We start from the raw sequence: 17,798 nt of genomic DNA on the forward strand, positions 1-17,798 counted from the left end.
GCTCAAGCCACGACGTTGACGATTCGCTGCGGCACCACGATAACCTTACGCGGAGGAGCGCCATTAAGCGCCTTCTTCACGAAATCGAGTTCGAGGACCGCCTTCTCAACAGCAGCTTGATCAGCGTCGCGGGCGATTGTCAAATCGCCGCGCTTCTTGCCGTTGATCTGTACCGGCAAAACGATCTGGTTGTCTGTCACCAATTCCGGATCGTAGCTGGGCCAGCGGCTGGCCGCAACGAGGCCTTCCCCGCCGATGCGCTCCCAGCATTCTTCCGCCAGATGCGGCATGAAGGGCGCGATCACGTGGATGAGGATTTCGACCGCTTCGCGTGCGGCCGAGCGCGTGGCGGCATCGGCCTTTCCGAGAGCGGGAAACTGCGCCTGCAACTCATTGACCAGCTCGTGAATACGGGCGAGTGCGCGGTTGAACGCCAATTGCTCGATGTCATGCTCGATGACCTTTAAAGCCTTGTGCGCCCCTTTGGAAATGGAAGCGGCTGTGCCGTCGCGAGATGCCTTCGGCTCTACGCCCTCAAGCGCCGGTGCCGCCTCGTTCACCAGACGCCAAACGCGCTGCAGAAAACGGTGGGCCCCGGCCGCGCCGTCATCCGTCCATTCGACATCGCGCTCCGGCGGGGAATCGGACAGCATGAACCATCGGGCCGTGTCAGCGCCGAAGGACTCGGTAATATCTTCCGGGCTCACAGTGTTCTTCTTCGACTTCGACATCTTTTCGAGGCTGCCGATCGTCACTTTTTCGCCCGTCGCGATCTCGTAGGCGGTGCGCTGACCGTCCGTTCCTTCGATCCGGACTTCAGAAGGAGAAAGCCAGCGGCCGTCGGCAGCGCGATAGGTCTCATGCACGACCATTCCCTGCGTGAACAGGCCCTTGAAGGGCTCGGCAAGGTCGAGATGGCCGGTGTCCCGCATGGCGCGGGTGAAGAAGCGGGAATAAAGCAAATGCAGGATCGCGTGCTCGATGCCACCGATATACTGGTCGACGGGCAGCCAGCGATTCGCCACTTCACGCTCCACCGGCATCCTGGCGCGTGGCGATGTGAAGCGGGCGAAGTACCACGATGAATCGACGAATGTGTCCATCGTGTCGGTCTCGCGGCGGGCATCCGCACCGCATTTCGGGCACTTCACATGGCGCCAGGTGGAATGCCGATCGAGCGGATTACCGGGTTTATCGAAATCGATGTCCTCCGGCAGTTTCACCGGCAGGTCTTGCTTTGGCACCGGCACGATGCCGCAAGCTTCGCAATGGATCATGGGGATGGGGCATCCCCAATAGCGCTGCCGCGAGATGCCCCAGTCGCGCAGGCGGAAATTCACCTTGCGCGCCGCCTGTGCGCGCCCGCCCAGCGACTGCATCTCCAGCCGGCTTGCCACTTCGTCGAAGGCCTGCTTGTTCGACAGCCCGTCCAGGAAGCGCGAATTGATCATCACGCCATCGTCGCTATAGGCTTCCTCGGTAATCTGGAAGGAGGCGGCATCCGCGCCTTCTGGCATCACCACCGGGATTACCGGCAGGCCGTACTTTCTGGCGAAATCGAGGTCACGCTGGTCGCCCGAAGGACAGCCGAAAATGGCGCCCGTGCCGTATTCCATCAGCACGAAATTCGCCACATAGACGGGCAGCGTCCATTCGGGATCAAAGGGATGGCGCACACGGATACCCGTATCGAAACCCTTCTTCTCCGCCGTCTCCAACGCGGCGGCAGTGGTGCCGACCCGCCGACATTCCTCGATGAATGCGGCAAGGGCAGGATCGCCTTGCGCCGCCTTCCGTGCCAGCGGGTGATCGGGCGCCACGGCCATGAAGGAAGCGCCGAAGATGGTGTCAGGCCGGGTGGTGTAGACTTCCAGCTCGCTTTCACCCTTGGGCGCGGTTTCCTTCACCAGCTCCCAACGAACCATCAGGCCCTCGGAACGACCGATCCAGTTGCGCTGCATCAGACGCACCTTTTCGGGCCATCCGTCCAGTTCGTCTATGGCGCTCAGCAACTCTTCGGAATAATCGGTGATCTTGAAGAACCACTGCGCTAGCTCGCGCTGCTCTACAAGGGCACCCGAGCGCCAGCCGCGACCCTCAATCACCTGCTCGTTGGCAAGTACAGTCTGGTCCACCGGATCCCAGTTGACCTTCGAGGTCTTCCTGGTGATCAGGCCCTTCTCGTAGAAATCGAGGAAAAGCACCTGCTGCTGGTGGTAGTATTCCACGTCGCACGTTGCGAACTCGCGGCTCCAGTCAAGCGACAGGCCCATCATCTTGAGCTGGTCACGCATCACCGCAATATTCTGGTAGGTCCACTCCTTGGGGTGCACCTTGTTCTGGATGGCCGCATTCTCGGCCGGCATGCCGAAGGCGTCCCAGCCCATCGGATGGAGCACGTTGAAGCCCTTGGCGCGCTTGTAGCGGGCCACAACGTCTCCCATCGTGTAATTGCGTGTGTGGCCAATATGGATGCGGCCGGAAGGATAAGGGAACATTTCCAGCACGTAATAGGTAGGCCGTTCGTCGTCGTTGCGCGTTTCGAACAGGCGCGCCTCCTCCCAGGCCTTCTGCCAGCGGGGTTCTGAGATGCGGGGATTGTAGCGTTCGGTTGCCATGACCGGTTTTTCACATAGAAGGAGGTAGGTTTCCGGGCGGACCTTCACCACGGTTTGAGCGAAGCGTCAACCGTGCATCCCCAAACACCGCCAGCCAGAGCACCTGACAGGCAGAGCAGCGAGCCATGAAAGACATAATTTTGAATCTTGAAGATGTCCGCCAGAGAATTGCCGCAGCGGCGCGCGAGAGCGGCCGCCGGCCGGAGGACATCTCCCTTGTCGCCGTCTCCAAGACCTTCGGACCCGAAGCCATTCACTCAGCCATTGAGGCGGGCCAGCGGATTTTCGGGGAGAATCGAGTCCAGGAGGCGCAAGGAAAGTGGCCGGCGCTCAAGGAGCAGTGTTTGGACCTAGAACTGCACCTCATCGGGCCGTTGCAATCCAACAAGGCCAGGGAGGCGGTGGCGCTGTTCGATGTGATACAGACCGTCGACCGCGAGAAGATCGCCAGGACACTGGCTGCGGAGATGGAAAAGCAGCGCCGGCGGCTGCGCCTTTATGTGCAGGTCAATACCGGGCTGGAGGCGCAGAAGGCCGGTATTGACCCGCGCGAGGCGGCAAGCTTCGTCGCCCGCTGCCGCGAGGTTCATGGCCTTGAAATCGAGGGGCTGATGTGCATCCCGCCACTAGACGAGAATCCCGGGCCGCATTTCGCGTTGCTCGCGAAGATCGCCCGGGAGGCGAACGTGGAAAAGCTGTCCATGGGCATGTCTGGCGATTTCGAGACGGCCATCGCCTTCGGCGCAACCGGCGTGCGGGTGGGGTCGGCTATTTTTGGCAACCGTCCGGCCGCGGGTCAATGAAGCACCAGCTCGCCCGTTACGTTCCGCCACTCGCTCGGTGCTACCAGTCGGCGGTGCGTAAAGCGCACGGAGTGCAACGGGCCGTCCAAAGTATCGCGCCAAAAATCGATGAAGCGATAGAGCGCCGGAAATTCGGGCGCAACATCATATAGTTGCCACACAAAACTCTGCAGCAGATGCGGGTGATCGGGGAGGTGATAGAGAAACTTCGCGGTCGTAAGCCCGTAGCCCTTCAGCATCAGCTCGGTTTCGCTGGTCGTATGCATGTCTGCCTTATCCTTCCTTTCGTTGTGCTTCTTGCCGGGATCGTTCGGGATGAAAATGCAGCACAAGTGTTAAAGTTCCTGCTAAAACAACGTGTTAGCATCAACCACACAGGGCTGCTGCCAGGATTGCGAAGATCCTGGCAGTGGTTCTGCCGATGTCCTTGACGATGTCTGATGTTGCGATTGGCTGTGCAGTGCTATTTATTCAGAGAAAGTGACGAGGCTGCTGGCCTAGGCCGGGATTCGACCCGGCATGTCTCATCGAGGAGGAACTATGTCCGAGCATCTGTATCGTGTGAAGCCCGCCTGGAAGGAGGGAGCGCTGATCGATTCGGAAACCTATGAGAAGTGGTACCGCGAAAGCATCAGCGACCCGGACACTTTCTGGGGCAGGCATGGCAAGCGGATCGAGTGGTTTGAACCGTACACGAAGGTGAAAAACACTTCTTTCGAGGGCGACGTTTCAATCAAGTGGTTCGAGGATGGCGTGACCAATGTCACGTATAACTGCATCGATCGCCATCTGGAGAAACGCGGAAACCAGACGGCGATCATCTGGGAAGGCGACAACCCATATGACGACAGGAAGGTCACCTATCGCGAACTCTATGAGCATGTCTGCAGGCTTGCCAATGTCTTGAAGTCCCGCGGCGTCAAGAAAGGCGATCGGGTGACGATCTATATGCCCATGGTCCCCGAGGCCGCCTATGCAATGCTTGCATGCGCGCGCATCGGAGCCATCCACTCAGTGGTTTTTGGTGGGTTCTCGCCGGATTCGCTGGCTGGCCGGATAGTGGATTGTAAGTCGGATTTCATCATCACAGCAGATGAAGGGTTGCGGGGCGGCAGGAAAATCCCGCTGAAGGAAAGCACGGACAAGGCGATCGCTATAGCCGCAAAAGCCGGGGCCGAGGTGCGCAACGTATTGGTGGTGCGCCGAACCGGCGGAAAGGTCGACTGGGTAGAGGGCCGCGACCTTTGGTACCATGACGAGATCCGCAAGGCGGAACCGGAATGCGAGCCGGAGCGGATGAACGCGGAGGACCCTCTCTTTATCCTCTACACTTCCGGATCTACAGGCAAGCCCAAGGGCGTGCTGCACACCACGGGCGGCTATCTCGTCTACGCCTCGATGACGCATCAATATGTTTTCGACTATCGCGAGGGCGACATCTACTGGTGTACCGCGGATGTGGGCTGGGTGACTGGGCACAGCTACATCGTCTACGGCCCGCTTTCCAACGGCGCCATCACGCTGATGTTCGAAGGCGTGCCGAACTATCCCGATGCCTCCCGCTTCTGGGAAGTGGTGGACAAACACAAGGTCAACATCTTCTATACGGCACCGACTGCCATCCGGGCGCTAATGGGTGCCGGCGACGAGTTCGTGAAGAGGACTTCGCGCAGTAGCCTGCGTATTCTTGGCACTGTCGGCGAGCCTATCAATCCGGAAGCCTGGGAATGGTATTACCGCGTGGTCGGCGAGGAGCGCTGCCCGGTGGTGGATACCTGGTGGCAGACGGAGAACGGCGGCATCATGATCTCGCCCCTGCCCGGAGCCATCGACCTTAAGCCCGGCTCGGCAACGAAACCCTTCTTTGGCGTCAAGCCGGAAATCGTGGACAATGACGGCAATGTCATCGAGGGTCCGGGCGACGGCAATTTGTGCATCGTGGATTCCTGGCCCGGGCAGATGCGCTCGGTCTATGGCGATCACGAACGTTTCGTCGAGACCTATTTCGCCATCTACAAAGGCAAATATTTTACCGGCGACGGGTGCCGGCGTGATGAAGACAGCTACTACTGGATCACCGGCCGCGTGGACGATGTCTTGAACGTGTCAGGCCACCGGATGGGAACGGCCGAGGTGGAATCTGCCCTCGTCGCCCATAAGAAGGTCTCGGAAGCGGCGGTTGTTGGTTATCCGCATCCAGTCAAGGGTCAGGGCATCTACTGCTACGTGACACTGATGGAAGGTGAAGAAGGTTCGGATGCGCTCAAGAAGGAACTCGTTGAGCATGTGCGCAAGGAAATCGGTCCTATAGCCACTCCGGACAAGATTCAGTTCGCACCCGGCCTGCCCAAGACCCGCTCCGGCAAAATCATGCGCCGCATTCTGCGCAAGATTGCTGAGGACGACTATCAGGCGCTGGGCGACACCTCCACGCTCTCCGATCCTGGTGTTGTTGAGGAACTGGTGGCCAACCGGCAGAACAGGAAGGAACCCGCCTGAGCATCTCTTCGCTCAGCCGACAGTACCGCGTTCGCGAGCGCTGCTGGTCTGCTAGCCGGCGGCGCTCGGTCATTTTTGCCCAGTACTGATTCTGTGCAGTAGAGCTGGCTGTTGGCGACATAGTTCCTGCCGCGCCGGCTCACGCTCAGGAGAGCTCTTCATAAGATAACAAAAACCGATCCCGTCTTAAGTTCGCGCCTGATTAAGTGCATGCCTGATCAAGTGCGTGCCTGACAATTTTGAACCACCTTTCTTTTGCTTCCAATTGAAGGGCCGCCCAGCTCGTTTTCAGCGTGATTTTTGCAATGACAAAGTATCAAAATTCCTTAAGTAATGCTCCGAAATTCAATCCCATAAATGATTGGCGAAAGTCCATCGGGACCAACGAGGCAGAAAAGCACAAGAAGCTGCAGAGACAACTTCAAGCAACAAGCAATCGTGCTGATACGCCTAAACCACCTGCCTTACCGCTTCCGCATATCGAACTGCCCATCGGACGGCCAAGGGAAATCGCAGGACGCGACCGTCCTCACCGCTCCAGAAAACCGGAGGTAAGCCTGGCCACCCAGTTCAAGGCCGCCATCCTGCTTTCAATCCTTGGTGGTGGCTATGCCAGCCAGACATACTCTCAAATTGTAAACGGCGGCGCTTTGAACCACGCCCGTTTTCCGCATGACTCTGGAACCAAGCCGGCACAAAGCGGCAAGGCGCCGGGTGGCGTTGTCTCGTCCCGCTCTCATTCCGCTGCTACTGGACAGGCGATGCGTCAGAACGACGTCGCAGCACCCTTGCAGCAGACTTCTCTGGAAGACGTTCCTTTAGGGAGATTTCCCCGGCATTCAGGGTTGGGCGGGGGCGACTTGCCGAAGGGAGCGGAGAATAAGGCCATTGCGGCGGTGATACTGGCCCGAACGAGAAGAAGCTTGGCAGAGAGCGATACAGCTCAGCTTCAGCGCGTTTTCAAGAAGCTGAACCTCGCATGGAAGAAGCTCAAGGTGGGAAAGGACCCTTGCAGGGAAGTGGCAACTTGGCTTGCGTTCGCGAAGGGCCTGCGTGGCCAGGAAGCGGAGCGGTACATCCATGCAGCCGCGCAGATCTTAAGAGTGAAGTATGGGGTCCTGGATACGAAGAATAAACTGGAGGATTCTCAGGCTACCACCTTCGATGAAGTTTTTGGACATGAACTTCCCGCAAATCGCTTCGAGCAATTCGAACAGAGCGTAATGAATGTGATGACCTCGATTCTGGCTCCAATCAGATGGGAGGATGATAAACGCGCTTTCCGTGAAGAAACACGAAGCTTCGAGTTTGATCCACTTACAAAAATACCTATTCGAGTAAGCGGCCTTGATCTTTCCCTGAAGGAGATTGCCAACAGCTACTACATGATGTCGGTCTATCCGGAAATGGACGAGACAGAGCGCCTCGAACACTTACAATCCGCGTTTGACCGCCTCGGCATCGACACGGCTTTCCCTTTCGGCGCGCTTCATGTGGTGTCAACGCTCGTCAAACGCCTTTCCGGCGAGCAGTATGAGACCTCAGAGCTATCCGAGCTGCTGAAGACATTCATCACGCTAAACCAGCAGTTGCCGGATGATGAGTTGAAGCTGCATGCCGCATGGTACATTGCCATCGAGAACGGTTGGCCGGAACTCAACCTCGACGATCCGGTTGCAGCAAAAGATGAACTGGTCTCTTCCTTTAACGATTTGGTGCACATCGATACCGCGCCGCCACCGGTTTTTAACCCGAAAGTCGTGGCGCTGAAGGTGCTCATGGAGAAGACGGGTTTGAGCTTCGAGGAGCTGATAGCAAGGCCCCTCAAGCGCATGCATTCCCCTCCAAGAGTGCATTTGGTGTTTCATCCCGATCAAGGACCGGCCAAATATATGCTTGAGCCGTCGATCCTAGATGAGTTTCTTGAGAACTCGGAATGGGGCTCAGATGACACCCGCGCCTATACTGATGAAAAACAGCAGGAAATGCGCCGCACGGGGACTGCCTATACAAGCAGGCTCATGACAGTAAAGACAGCGGATGGGGGATCGGTAGAGCTAAAGCCCTTTGAAGCCCTTGAAGAAGCACGCAAACAGTTTATTGAGACGCTTCCTTCGAATCCTTGGGTGCAAGCGGCCGCACGCGTTGCGGCGCGAACAAAAACACGCCCTCAAGGATACCCCCCTTCAAGAGAGGGAATAGAAGCCGAAATCCCAAAGATAGTGCAAAAGCTCCGGCCCAACTTCCAGCACGATGAAAATCTGGACCAATTGCGCAACTGGTTCACAAATATTGGGTTGTTCGGTGAAATACTAAAAGTTCCCTACCTCCTGTCCGATCTTGTTGAAGGCCTGTCCGAAGGTGATTTTAAAGCGCTTACATATAACTCGCCGGTAATCGGCAATATCCGCCAACTGGCTGACGCTACAAACCTTGCGAGTGAGGGAGAAGTTCTGACGGCACTGGACACTGCCATGGCATCCTTGCCCAATATCGGAGACAAATGGCAGGTTGGCTCCTCAGTGGTGAAAGGAGACTTAGCCGACGCTATCTTCATCCTGGCGGGGATGGGCAAGAAAACCGGAGGATCGCTAAGAAAAGCACCGCCCCTTCAAAAACCGAAGGTTAGCCATCCAATCATCGAGAATGGACGGCCGCTAGCAACGTTGAATGGAATGAACCCAGGCTGGGGCGCACCTTCAGACGGCCCTGAGGCCGACCCCGATGTCGAACGGATCGAGAATATCTTTGCCTTAAGAGGCGAGCAACAAAGGGTGCAGGCTGCCTCGTTGGAAGACGAAACAGAGAACCAGTGGCCCACCGCTTCTGACGGCTGATGGATGCGGACGAGCGCGGATCCTTTGCAACCAGGACAACCGGCACCGGTGGATGTAGCAAGCTATACGACCACCCAAGGCACTCTTTCCCGTTGTTCGGCACTGGATGGGTCGGGATGGGTCTTCCATCCACTTTGCGGACTGCCAGTGCGCCGCCGGGGCGGCGGGGGCCTTCCCCGCCAGTGCTTCGTCAGGTCAGGCGCCTGCCGCCGCCGGCACCTCCTCTTCCCCGCTGCTGCGCCGGGTGATCGTCTTGCTGGAGATGTAGGTGTAGAACATCGGCACGACGAAAAGCGTGAATACCGTCCCGATCAGGATGCCCGCAAATATGACGAGGCCCATTGAGTACCGTGCCGCCGCACCCGCGCCCGAGGCAAGGATCAGCGGCACGACGCCAAGGGACATGGCACCCGTGGTCATGAGGATGGGCCGCAACCGCACCTTGGCGGATGCGACTATTGCCTCACGTCGCGATAGCCCATGCTGCTCGCGCTGCTGGTTGGCAAACTCCACGAGCAGGATGCCGTGTTTGGTGATGAGCCCGATGAGGGTTATCAGCCCCACCTGCGTGTAGATATTGAGCGTGCCAAGTCCCAGATTGAGAGGCACAATGGCCCCGAAGATGGAAAGCGGGACCGACATCATGATGATGAGCGGATCGCGAAAACTCTCGAACTGGGCTGCCAGAACAAGATAGATGACCACCACAGCCAGCGTGAAAGCAATGAGAATGGTGTTGCCCTGCTCCTTCTCGAGCCGCGACTGGCCCGAATAGTCGATGAAGAAACCATCCGGCAATGTTGACCGCGCAATCTCCTCAAGCGTCTGCAACCCGGCGCCTGTGGTTATACCTGGCACGGGCAAAGCAGAGATCGTGGCGGAGTTGAGCTGGTTAAACTGCTCGATTGAAGCGGGCGATGCTGCGGTCGATACAGACACTACAGCCGAAAGCGGCACCATCTCGCCGGTGGCGCTGCGGACGAAGAAATCGCCCAGGCTTTCAGGGTTTTGGCGATAGTATTCCGGAACCTGGGTGATGATGTCATAGCTGTTCGAATCTCGATCGAACTGGGCTATCGCGCCGCCACCTACAAGCACACCCAAGGTGGTTCCGATGTCCCGCGCCGGTATATTGAGCGCTGCGGCGCGCTCACGGTCGACATCCACGGTCACTTGCGGGGCGTCGAAGGAGAGAGAGTTCTGGACCACAATGAAGCGACCGCTCGCCTGCGCCTTCTGCCTGATTTCCTCAGCCACCTCGTAAACGAGGCTCGGATCGCCGGTCGACTGGACGACGATCGAGATAGGCAATCCTCCGCCTGCGCCAGGCAGCGAAGGCGGCGCGAAGACCAGCGCCTCCAAGCCCGCCACCGAGGAAATGCGCTGCTGAATATCTTCCTGAATCTCCTTCTGAGATCGGTCACGCTCGGCCCAGTCGGTGAAAGCCCAAAGGGCAATGCCGGTATTGGTCTCTCCGCCAAAACCAACAACGGAGAAATCCGTGCGCAGCTCCGGCAGGTCCTTTGTCAGATCCCGTATCTGCTTGCTGTATAGATTTGTGTATTCGGAAGTGGCGTAGCGAGGAGCGTTCAGCAACGCAAAGAGCGCGCCCTGGTCTTCCTCTGGCGCCAGTTCGCTGGATGTCTTGAAGAATAGGAAACCGGTCAGAGCGACAAGAGCGATTACGACCAGCAGCGTCACGGGCCGGTAGTTGAGGGAGCCGGCGACAAGCCGCTCATAGCCGTTCTCGACCCGTGAGAACGTGCGGTCAACTAGGTTCTGAAACCTGCTCGGATTGCCTACCTTCAGGATGCGGGCGCTCATCATCGGCGTAATGGTGAGCGCTACCACACCGGAGATAATCACCGCCCCGGCCAGCGTGAAGGCGAATTCGCGGAAGAGCGAACCGGTCAGCCCCCCGGTAAAGGCCAGGGGTGCAAACACTGCCGCGAGCGTAATGGTCATCGCCACGACGGCTGAGGATATTTCCCTCATGCCGGTGAAGGCCGCCTGGCGCGGCGGCATGCCTTCCTCCATGTGGCGGTGGATGTTCTCCACCACCACGATCGCATCGTCCACGACAAGCCCGATGGCCAGGACCATGGCCAGCAGCGAGAGCAGGTTGATGGAAAAACCCACAAGGAAAAGCAGGAAGCACACGCCGATCAGCGACAGGGGAATGGTCACGATAGGCATGAGCACGGAGCGGAAGGAGCCAAGGAACAGCAGGATGACCAGTACGACGATGACGACGGCCTCGCTGATTGTCTTGAACACCTCCTCGATGGAGGCGCTGATCGACTCCGTCGCGTCGTAAACCACCTCCATGGTCATCCCCTGCGGCAGCGAGGCGCGAATTTCCGGCAGTTCCGCAAGGACGGCGTCCGCCGTGTCCAGCGGGTTTGCAGAAGGTGTGGGGAAAATGCCTATGAAGGTGCCCGGCTGACCGTTGAAGGTGACGATCGTATCCGTGTTCTGAGCCGCCAGTTCGACATCAGCCACGTCGCGAAGACGCACCAGCTCGTCGCCCTGTGATTTGAGCGGCAGCGCCTCGAATGCATCCGGCGTCCTTAGCGTCGTCTCGGTCGTTATCGCATAGGCGACATATTCGTTCTTGGTCTTGCCGGGGGCGGAAAGGAAGTTTGAGGCGTTGATAGCGTTGACCACTTCCGCCGCCGTAATACCACGGGAAGCAAGCCGCACGGGATCAATCCAGACTCGCATGGCGTAGTTGGCCGCGCCCATGATCTGCACCTCGGCGACGCCCTCGATCGTCGACACGCGCGGCCGGATCACCCGCTCGATATATTCGGTAAGCTGCTCGGCCGTCATGTTCGGATTCTGCAGCGCGAGATACATGGTCGCGAACTGCATGCCCGTTCCCTTGACGATCACCGGGTCCTCCGCATCGGAGGGGAGCCGGCCACGCACCTGCTGAACCTTGGACATGACTTCGGTGAGCGCGATGTCCGGGTCTGAGCCGAGTTCCATCTGCACCGTCACGATGCCCACCGAGGGCCGGCTCTGGGAAGTCACATATTCAATGTGCTCGGTCGTCGATACCGCCGCGGCGATAGGCGCGGTGATAAAGCCCTGGATAAGCTCGGGACTGGCCCCGGGATAGGTGGTCGTGACGGTGATCACCGTCTCCTCCACCTCCGGATACTGGCGGACGGAGAGATTGAACATGCCCTGCAGGCCGAGCAGCAGGATCATGAGCCCAAGCACGGTCGAAAGGACCGGCCGGCGTATAAAAAGCGCGGATATGTTCATCTTGCCGCCGCTCCCACCCTGACAGGTTGGACCGTATTGTCGATCCTCACGCGGGCGCCGTTGCTAAGCCGGTTCTGGCCCGCATTGACAACTACGTCTCCGGCAGAAAGTCCTTCCACGATCTCTACCGCGCCATCGGCACGGCGCCCGGACTGCACGAAAACCTGCTCGGCAATGAAGATTTCCCCGTCCTGGCCGGAAGCCTCCTGGGCCTCGTTATCCTCTGCAGACCGCAGACGATAGACATAATCGCCGTAAAGGCTGGTAACGAGCGCCGTCTGGGGCACCGTAATGACATCGTCCTCGGCTGGAAGATCAACCCTCACGCGGACGAACTGGCCCGGATTGAGCCTTCCTTCAGGATTGCTGATTTCCGCCCGGACGGAAACGAGGCGGGTCGACGGATCAATCTTGGGGTCGATGCCGATGATGCTGCCCTCAAAGGGCATCTCGTCCTCGGTGAGTCCGAGACGAACACCCTGGCCCATGGCGAGTTCGCCGAACCTCTGCTCCGGCACCGTGAAATTGACCCGCATCGTATCGAGATCTTGCAGGGTAGCCACAACCTCGCCGGGGGTAAGATACTGGCCGAGTTCGATCTGCGAAATGCCGATCGTGCCACTGAAAGGGGCACGCAACTGCCTCTGATTGAGGGCAGCCTGCAGCTTCATGACCTGTGCAGCCGAAGCCGACGCAGCCGCCTCGGCAGCTTCCAGATTTGACTGCGAGCCGACACCGCGGCGCTGCAATTCCCGCGCACGCTCAAGCGTTTGCTGGTCGAGCGCTGCCTGAGTTTCGGCAGCAGCAAGGTCCGCTTGCTGCATCTCGTCTTCGAGCTGCACGAGCACATCGCCCGCCTCGATCCGGTCATTTGCCTGGAACATGACCTCCTTGACGATTCCTGATGTCTCGACCGTCAGATTCACACCATTGGCCGCGCTTACCGTCCCAATTGCGGAAATGGTCGGAGACCATACCGATGGTTCCACCTCCGTCGTGGAGACGGTGATGGTGGGTACCGGCATGTTGGCGAAAAACTGCTCAATCATCCGATCGCGGAACAGGTTGAAGCCGACCAGCCCTCCGGCGATCGCGGCGACGAGGATGAATGCGATGATGAAACGTTTGACCATGGACCGGTTTCCGGTTGCGGTGGAGAACACGTTGATTTCGCCACAGGCGGCAGGCACATGTTGCGAAAGTTTCCAGCCTACTGTACCGTCTGGACGGTAATGTCAATCCCAGTGACCCTACACGATGCCTCCAAGCGGCAGTACGAAACGGAAAATCCTGAAAGCTGCATCCGAACTCGCCAGAACGGAGGGCTCGGCGCATCTTTCGCTTGAAGCCATTGCAGCCCGGGCGGGAATCTCCAAAGGTGGTCTGCTCTATAATTTTCCGACGAAGTCCGCGCTGCTCAAGGCGTTAGTACAGCAATATATCGATGAGTTCGAGTCCGCACTGGCAGATCGTCTTCAGGACAGCAATTTGTCAGAGGCCGTGGAGTTCATCCGCCTTTCACTGGATGACCTGGAACGAGCAAAACCTCCACCTTCCGGTCTACTTGCAGCCCTGTCAGAAGACCCCGAGATGCTTGCACCCGTCCGCCAGTTCAATCGTGCTCTGCTTGACAGGATGAAGCAGAATTCTCTCAATCGCGCCGCTCTTCTGGTCGCAATTTTGGCGGTGGAGGGATTGCGGTGTCAGAAGCTGTTCGGGACTGATGTCCTGAGCCCGGACGAACGGGAGCTCGTGCTCCAGCAGATCAGCAACCTGGCAAAGCTTGAATAGTTGCCGCTGCCGGCATCCTGAAAGCAGGGATTTCAGCCGGTCGGCGACGAGCCTCTTGTATTTGCCTGACGCACTATCCACATGCGCAAAATGTCCAACGAACGAAAGGAGGTGATCCGATGTCGAGTGATTTCAGTTCCAGCGTGGCCTCGGCGGATTGCCTTTTCCGGGAGCAGCCTCTCGGCTAACAGCGCATGACGCGCGGCGCGCGGTAACACACGGCCGCTGGCCGCGCCAGGAATGAAATGCACGAAGGGCCGTCCCTTGGACGGCCCTTTTCTTTTGGCGGAGGCAGTCAGCGCGTACAGTGAAAAGCGCGGGCCTACTTCCACTCGCGTATGTCAACGAAGCGGCCAGCAATCGCCGCTGCCGCGGCCATCGCCGGGGAGACGAGATGCGTGCGACCACGGAAGCCTTGGCGCCCCTCGAAATTGCGGTTCGAAGTAGAAGCGCAGCGCTCGCCCGGCTTCAGCCGGTCATCGTTCATTGCCAGGCACATGGAGCAGCCGGGCTCGCGCCAGTCGAAGCCGGCTTCGATGAATATCTTGTCAAGACCTTCAGCCTCGGCCTGCGCCTTTACAAGGCCCGAACCCGGAACGATCATGGCATTGACGCTCTCATGCACCTTGCGGCCCTTGGCTATCTCGGCCACCTGCCGCAGGTCCTCAATGCGGCCATTAGTACAGGAGCCGATGAAGACGCGGTCGAGCGTGATGTCGGTAATCCTGGTGCCCGGCGTAAGGCCCATATACTCCAGCGCACGCTTCTTCGACAGGCGCTTGTTATCGTCCTGAATCTGGTCCGGATCGGGCACGACGCCAGTAACCGAGACCACATCTTCGGGCGAGGAACCCCAGGTAACGATAGGCGGGAGGCTGCCGGCGTCGAGCTTTACGACCCGATCATAATGCGCGCCTTCGTCCGTGCGCAGCGTTTCCCAATAGGCGCGTGCCATATCCCAAGCCTTGCCCTTGGGTGCGCGGGGACGGTCTTTGATATAGGCGAAGGTGGTCTCGTCCGGGGCAATCATGCCGGCCCGTGCCCCACCCTCGATGGACATGTTGCAGACCGTCATCCGGCCTTCCATCGAGAGCGAACGGATGGCCTCCCCCGCATATTCGATCACGTGCCCGGTGCCGCCGGCGGTGCCAATCTCACCGATGATGGCGAGGATAATGTCCTTTGCGCTCACGCCTTCTGGCAGCTTCCCGTCGACCTGCACCAGCATGTTCTTGGCCTTGCGCTGTATCAGAGTCTGGGTGGCCAATACATGCTCCACCTCGGAGGTCCCGATGCCGTGCGCCAGCGCGCCGAACGCGCCGTGGGTGGAGGTGTGACTGTCGCCGCATACGATTGTCATGCCAGGCAGGGTGAAGCCCTGCTCGGGGCCGACAATGTGGACGATGCCCTGCCGGCGGTCCGCCTCGTTGTAATACTCGATGCCGAAATCCGCAGCGTTGTTCGCAAGCGCCTCGACCTGGATGCGGCTCTCCTCGTTCTTGATGCCGAAGATGCGGTCAGGCGACGTCGGCACGTTGTGGTCAACGACGGCGAGCGTCTTTTCCGGATGACGAACGGTGCGCCCGGCCATCCGCAGCCCCTCGAAAGCTTGCGGGCTGGTAACCTCATGCACGAGGTGACGGTCGATATAGAGCAGGCAGGTGCCGTCCTCCTGTCGGTCGACCACATGGTCATCAAAAATCTTGTCGTAGAGCGTGCGCGGTGCAGTCATGTCAATTTACCTCGGAGAATGCGCGGAATAGGCCAGGCAGCGGATTGTTGCCGCTAGGGAAGCTGGCAGAGAAGCGCGCCGGAAATCCGCGCGAAAAAGCGGCCCGGCAGGCGCTTGACGTCCTGCAGCACGAAACCTTTGTAGGCCGGATGTCCGAAGAGTTCTTCCATGGAAAGGGTTCATACCAGCGTTTCGGCCTTTGGGCAATCGGCCCTGGCCCTTCGGTTTTGCTTGCGGTTCTTAGGCCGAGCACATGAAAAAGTTTCAAGGGCTCTTCGGCCGGGATACAAATAATGCTATTCGCCCGCCGGGCGTCCTTGCAGGACGTTCCGTGCGAAGGGCAGGCGAGCAGATGCGTAACAGGCCAAGGGACGAGGAGCGGAGCAAGGAAGCGGGCGAAATCCTGAGGCGCGTCGAACGTGACAGCCAATCGCCTCTATGGGGCCACGCAGCGATGCGGGACCGTTTTGCTGCAGGCAGGGCCGAAAGTCAGGATTGGACCGAAATATGGGGCCGGCGAATTGGGCGCGTGCTTGCGACAACGGCCGCCATCGGCCTGCTCATGTGGTTATGGTCCCTCCTTTCAGGAGGTACTGCCTCATGACTGTCCGGAACGAGGTGGCGAACGGCCGGCGCGCCGTCATCGTCGTGTCAAGCCATGTAGCCCGCGGCTCCGTGGGCAACCGCGCCTCCGTTTTCGTATTGGAGACATTGGGGCATCCTGTCTGGGCTGTGCCGACGGTCATCCTGCCATGGCATCCGGGGCACGGCCGAGCGACGCGCATCGTTCCATCCGCCGCGGACTTCGCCTCGTTCATGCATGATCTGGAAGAAGCGCCATGGCTTGGCGAGGTAGGCGCCGTTCTGTCTGGATATCTTGGAGACGCAACGCAGGCGGCAGCCGTAGCCTCGCTTGTTCGCAGGGTAAAAAGGCAGAACAAGGATGCGCTCTATGTGTGTGACCCTATCATAGGCGATATTGGCGGACTCTACGTTCCCAAGGAAACCGCCATTGCCATTCGCGACGAGCTGATGCCGCTTGCCGATGTGGCCACGCCCAACCGTTACGAGCTTGCATGGATGACTGGCAAGCCGCTCGATAACGTCGAAGCTGTCGCCGAGGCCGCCATCGACGCCACGCCTCCCACCATGCTTGTTACCTCGTCGCCCGGGAGCAGGCCGGACTGGATCGCCAACCTGCTTCTAACTCCCAATGCCGCATACATTGCCGAGCACCCGTCCATCGACAATGCGACCAAGGGACCGGGGGATCTGTCCGCAGCTCTGCTCACGGCGTGGATGCTGCGCCGGGCTCCGCCGGAGGAGATTCTACGCAGGATCACGGCATCCGTCTACGAAGCCCTCGTAAGGGCAGTGGCAAGGGGAGCCGACGAACTGATGCTGGAAGCAGACATTGCGAGCATCACAGAACCCACGGCGGAGGCTCGCGTCGTCCGGCTTCCACGAAGCATTGCTGGAGGGTTGCACAGATGAACCAACCCGGCTATTTGCAGGCGATGACTTTTTTGCCCGAGCGACTGTTAGCCGGATACCGGAACTTCATGAATAGCCGCTACTCCACGGAGAAGCAGCGCTATCGGGCACTCGCTCGTGGCGGGCAATCGCCCGAAACCATGGTGATCGCCTGCTGTGATTCGCGCGCAGCACCGGAGACCATCTTCGATGCGAAGCCGGGCGAGCTTTTCGTCCTGCGCAACGTTGCTAATCTCGTGCCACCCTATGCACCGGACGGTCAGCACCACGGCACTTCAGCCGCTCTTGAATTCGCAGTGCAGAGCCTGAAGGTAAAGAGCATCGTCGTCATGGGGCATGGCCGTTGCGGCGGAATAGGCGCTGCCCTCAACCCCTCCGCGGAGCCCTTGTCGCCGGGCGATTTCATCGGCAAATGGATGGGCCTTCTAGCTCCGGCGGCTGGGGCACTTGCCGGCAACAGCATGATGACGCCGGCGGAACGGCAGACTGCGCTGGAACGCATATCCATACGCTATCAGATCGAGAATCTGCGCACTTTCCCCTGTGTGCAGATACTGGAATCCAAAGGCAAGCTTACACTTCACGGCGCCTGGTTCGACATTTCAGCGGGCGAGCTGTGGGTGATGGACCCCAAGACAGGCGATTTCGAGCGGCCCGAACTCGATTAACGAGTGAGCACGAGCCGGAAGCGGAAACGATCCAAGCTCTTTTTCTTTGCATCGCTTCTTTGTAATTGCACGCGGAAAAGGAA

The 17,798-nt window shown here is 59.0% G+C and carries 12 protein-coding genes; 7 read left to right on the top strand and 5 right to left on the bottom strand.

Annotated features, from left to right (window positions below):
- Nucleotides 1-2 precede the first annotated feature (2 nt).
- The gene (gene leuS, locus HUS57_RS12425) at nucleotides 3-2,618 is read right to left on the bottom strand and encodes a leucine--tRNA ligase (protein WP_173934215.1); all 2,616 of its coding nucleotides are present in this window, start codon (nucleotides 2,616-2,618) and stop codon (nucleotides 3-5) included.
- Between the two features lie 125 nt (nucleotides 2,619-2,743).
- On the opposite strand from leuS, the gene HUS57_RS12430 reads away from it, so the two are divergent.
- Nucleotides 2,744-3,421: a YggS family pyridoxal phosphate-dependent enzyme gene (locus tag HUS57_RS12430; RefSeq protein WP_173934217.1), complete on the top strand. Its 678-nt coding sequence runs from the start codon at nucleotides 2,744-2,746 to the stop codon at nucleotides 3,419-3,421.
- Here the strand turns inward: HUS57_RS12430 and HUS57_RS12435 are convergent.
- Nucleotides 3,415-3,687 (bottom strand): usg protein, encoded by a 273-nt coding sequence (locus tag HUS57_RS12435; RefSeq protein WP_173934219.1) that lies wholly within the window; start codon nucleotides 3,685-3,687, stop codon nucleotides 3,415-3,417. The two genes, HUS57_RS12430 and HUS57_RS12435, sit on opposite strands and share 7 nt — an antisense overlap.
- Before the next feature lie 274 nt (nucleotides 3,688-3,961).
- Between HUS57_RS12435 and acs the strand changes: the two genes are divergently transcribed.
- A complete protein-coding gene (gene acs, locus HUS57_RS12440) occupies nucleotides 3,962-5,920 on the top strand; it encodes an acetate--CoA ligase (RefSeq protein ID WP_173934221.1) in 1,959 nt (652 codons plus the stop codon).
- Between the two features lie 305 nt (nucleotides 5,921-6,225).
- On the top strand, nucleotides 6,226-8,757 hold the full coding sequence (locus HUS57_RS12445) for a hypothetical protein (protein ID WP_173934223.1): 2,532 nt from the start codon (nucleotides 6,226-6,228) through the stop codon (nucleotides 8,755-8,757).
- Between the two features lie 195 nt (nucleotides 8,758-8,952).
- Here HUS57_RS12445 and HUS57_RS12450 read toward each other — a convergent pair whose 3' ends face one another.
- On the bottom strand, nucleotides 8,953-12,030 hold the full coding sequence (locus HUS57_RS12450) for an efflux RND transporter permease subunit (protein ID WP_173934225.1): 3,078 nt from the start codon (nucleotides 12,028-12,030) through the stop codon (nucleotides 8,953-8,955).
- On the bottom strand, nucleotides 12,027-13,163 hold the full coding sequence (locus HUS57_RS12455) for an efflux RND transporter periplasmic adaptor subunit (RefSeq protein ID WP_173934227.1): 1,137 nt from the start codon (nucleotides 13,161-13,163) through the stop codon (nucleotides 12,027-12,029). The genes HUS57_RS12450 and HUS57_RS12455 overlap by 4 nt, the downstream gene beginning before the upstream one ends.
- 124 nt (nucleotides 13,164-13,287) lie before the next feature.
- Between HUS57_RS12455 and HUS57_RS12460 the strand changes: the two genes are divergently transcribed.
- Entirely contained in the window at nucleotides 13,288-13,821 is a 534-nt protein-coding gene (locus HUS57_RS12460) for a TetR family transcriptional regulator (RefSeq protein WP_173934229.1), read from the top strand.
- Between the two features lie 322 nt (nucleotides 13,822-14,143).
- On the opposite strand, the gene leuC is transcribed toward HUS57_RS12460, so the two are convergent.
- Nucleotides 14,144-15,553, bottom strand: coding sequence for a 3-isopropylmalate dehydratase large subunit (gene leuC, locus HUS57_RS12465; RefSeq protein ID WP_173934231.1), 1,410 nt, complete (start codon nucleotides 15,551-15,553; stop codon nucleotides 14,144-14,146).
- Nucleotides 15,554-15,806: 253 nt separating this feature from the next.
- Here leuC and HUS57_RS12470 point away from each other — a divergent pair, with 253 nt between their 5' ends.
- The 3 genes from HUS57_RS12470 to HUS57_RS12480 are packed head-to-tail and all read left to right on the top strand — an operon-like array spanning nucleotide 15,807 to nucleotide 17,715.
- Nucleotides 15,807-16,157: a hypothetical protein gene (locus tag HUS57_RS12470; RefSeq protein WP_173934233.1), complete on the top strand. Its 351-nt coding sequence runs from the start codon at nucleotides 15,807-15,809 to the stop codon at nucleotides 16,155-16,157.
- The gene (gene pdxY / locus HUS57_RS12475) at nucleotides 16,154-17,047 is read left to right on the top strand and encodes a pyridoxal kinase PdxY (protein WP_173934235.1); all 894 of its coding nucleotides are present in this window, start codon (nucleotides 16,154-16,156) and stop codon (nucleotides 17,045-17,047) included. The genes HUS57_RS12470 and pdxY overlap by 4 nt, the downstream gene beginning before the upstream one ends.
- Nucleotides 17,048-17,070: 23 nt before the next feature.
- Nucleotides 17,071-17,715, top strand: coding sequence for a carbonic anhydrase (locus tag HUS57_RS12480; protein WP_173935181.1), 645 nt, complete (start codon nucleotides 17,071-17,073; stop codon nucleotides 17,713-17,715).
- Nucleotides 17,716-17,798: the final 83 nt, after the last annotated feature.

The organism is Chelativorans sp. Marseille-P2723, from assembly GCF_902809845.1.
GTDB lineage: Bacteria > Pseudomonadota > Alphaproteobacteria > Rhizobiales > Rhizobiaceae > Chelativorans.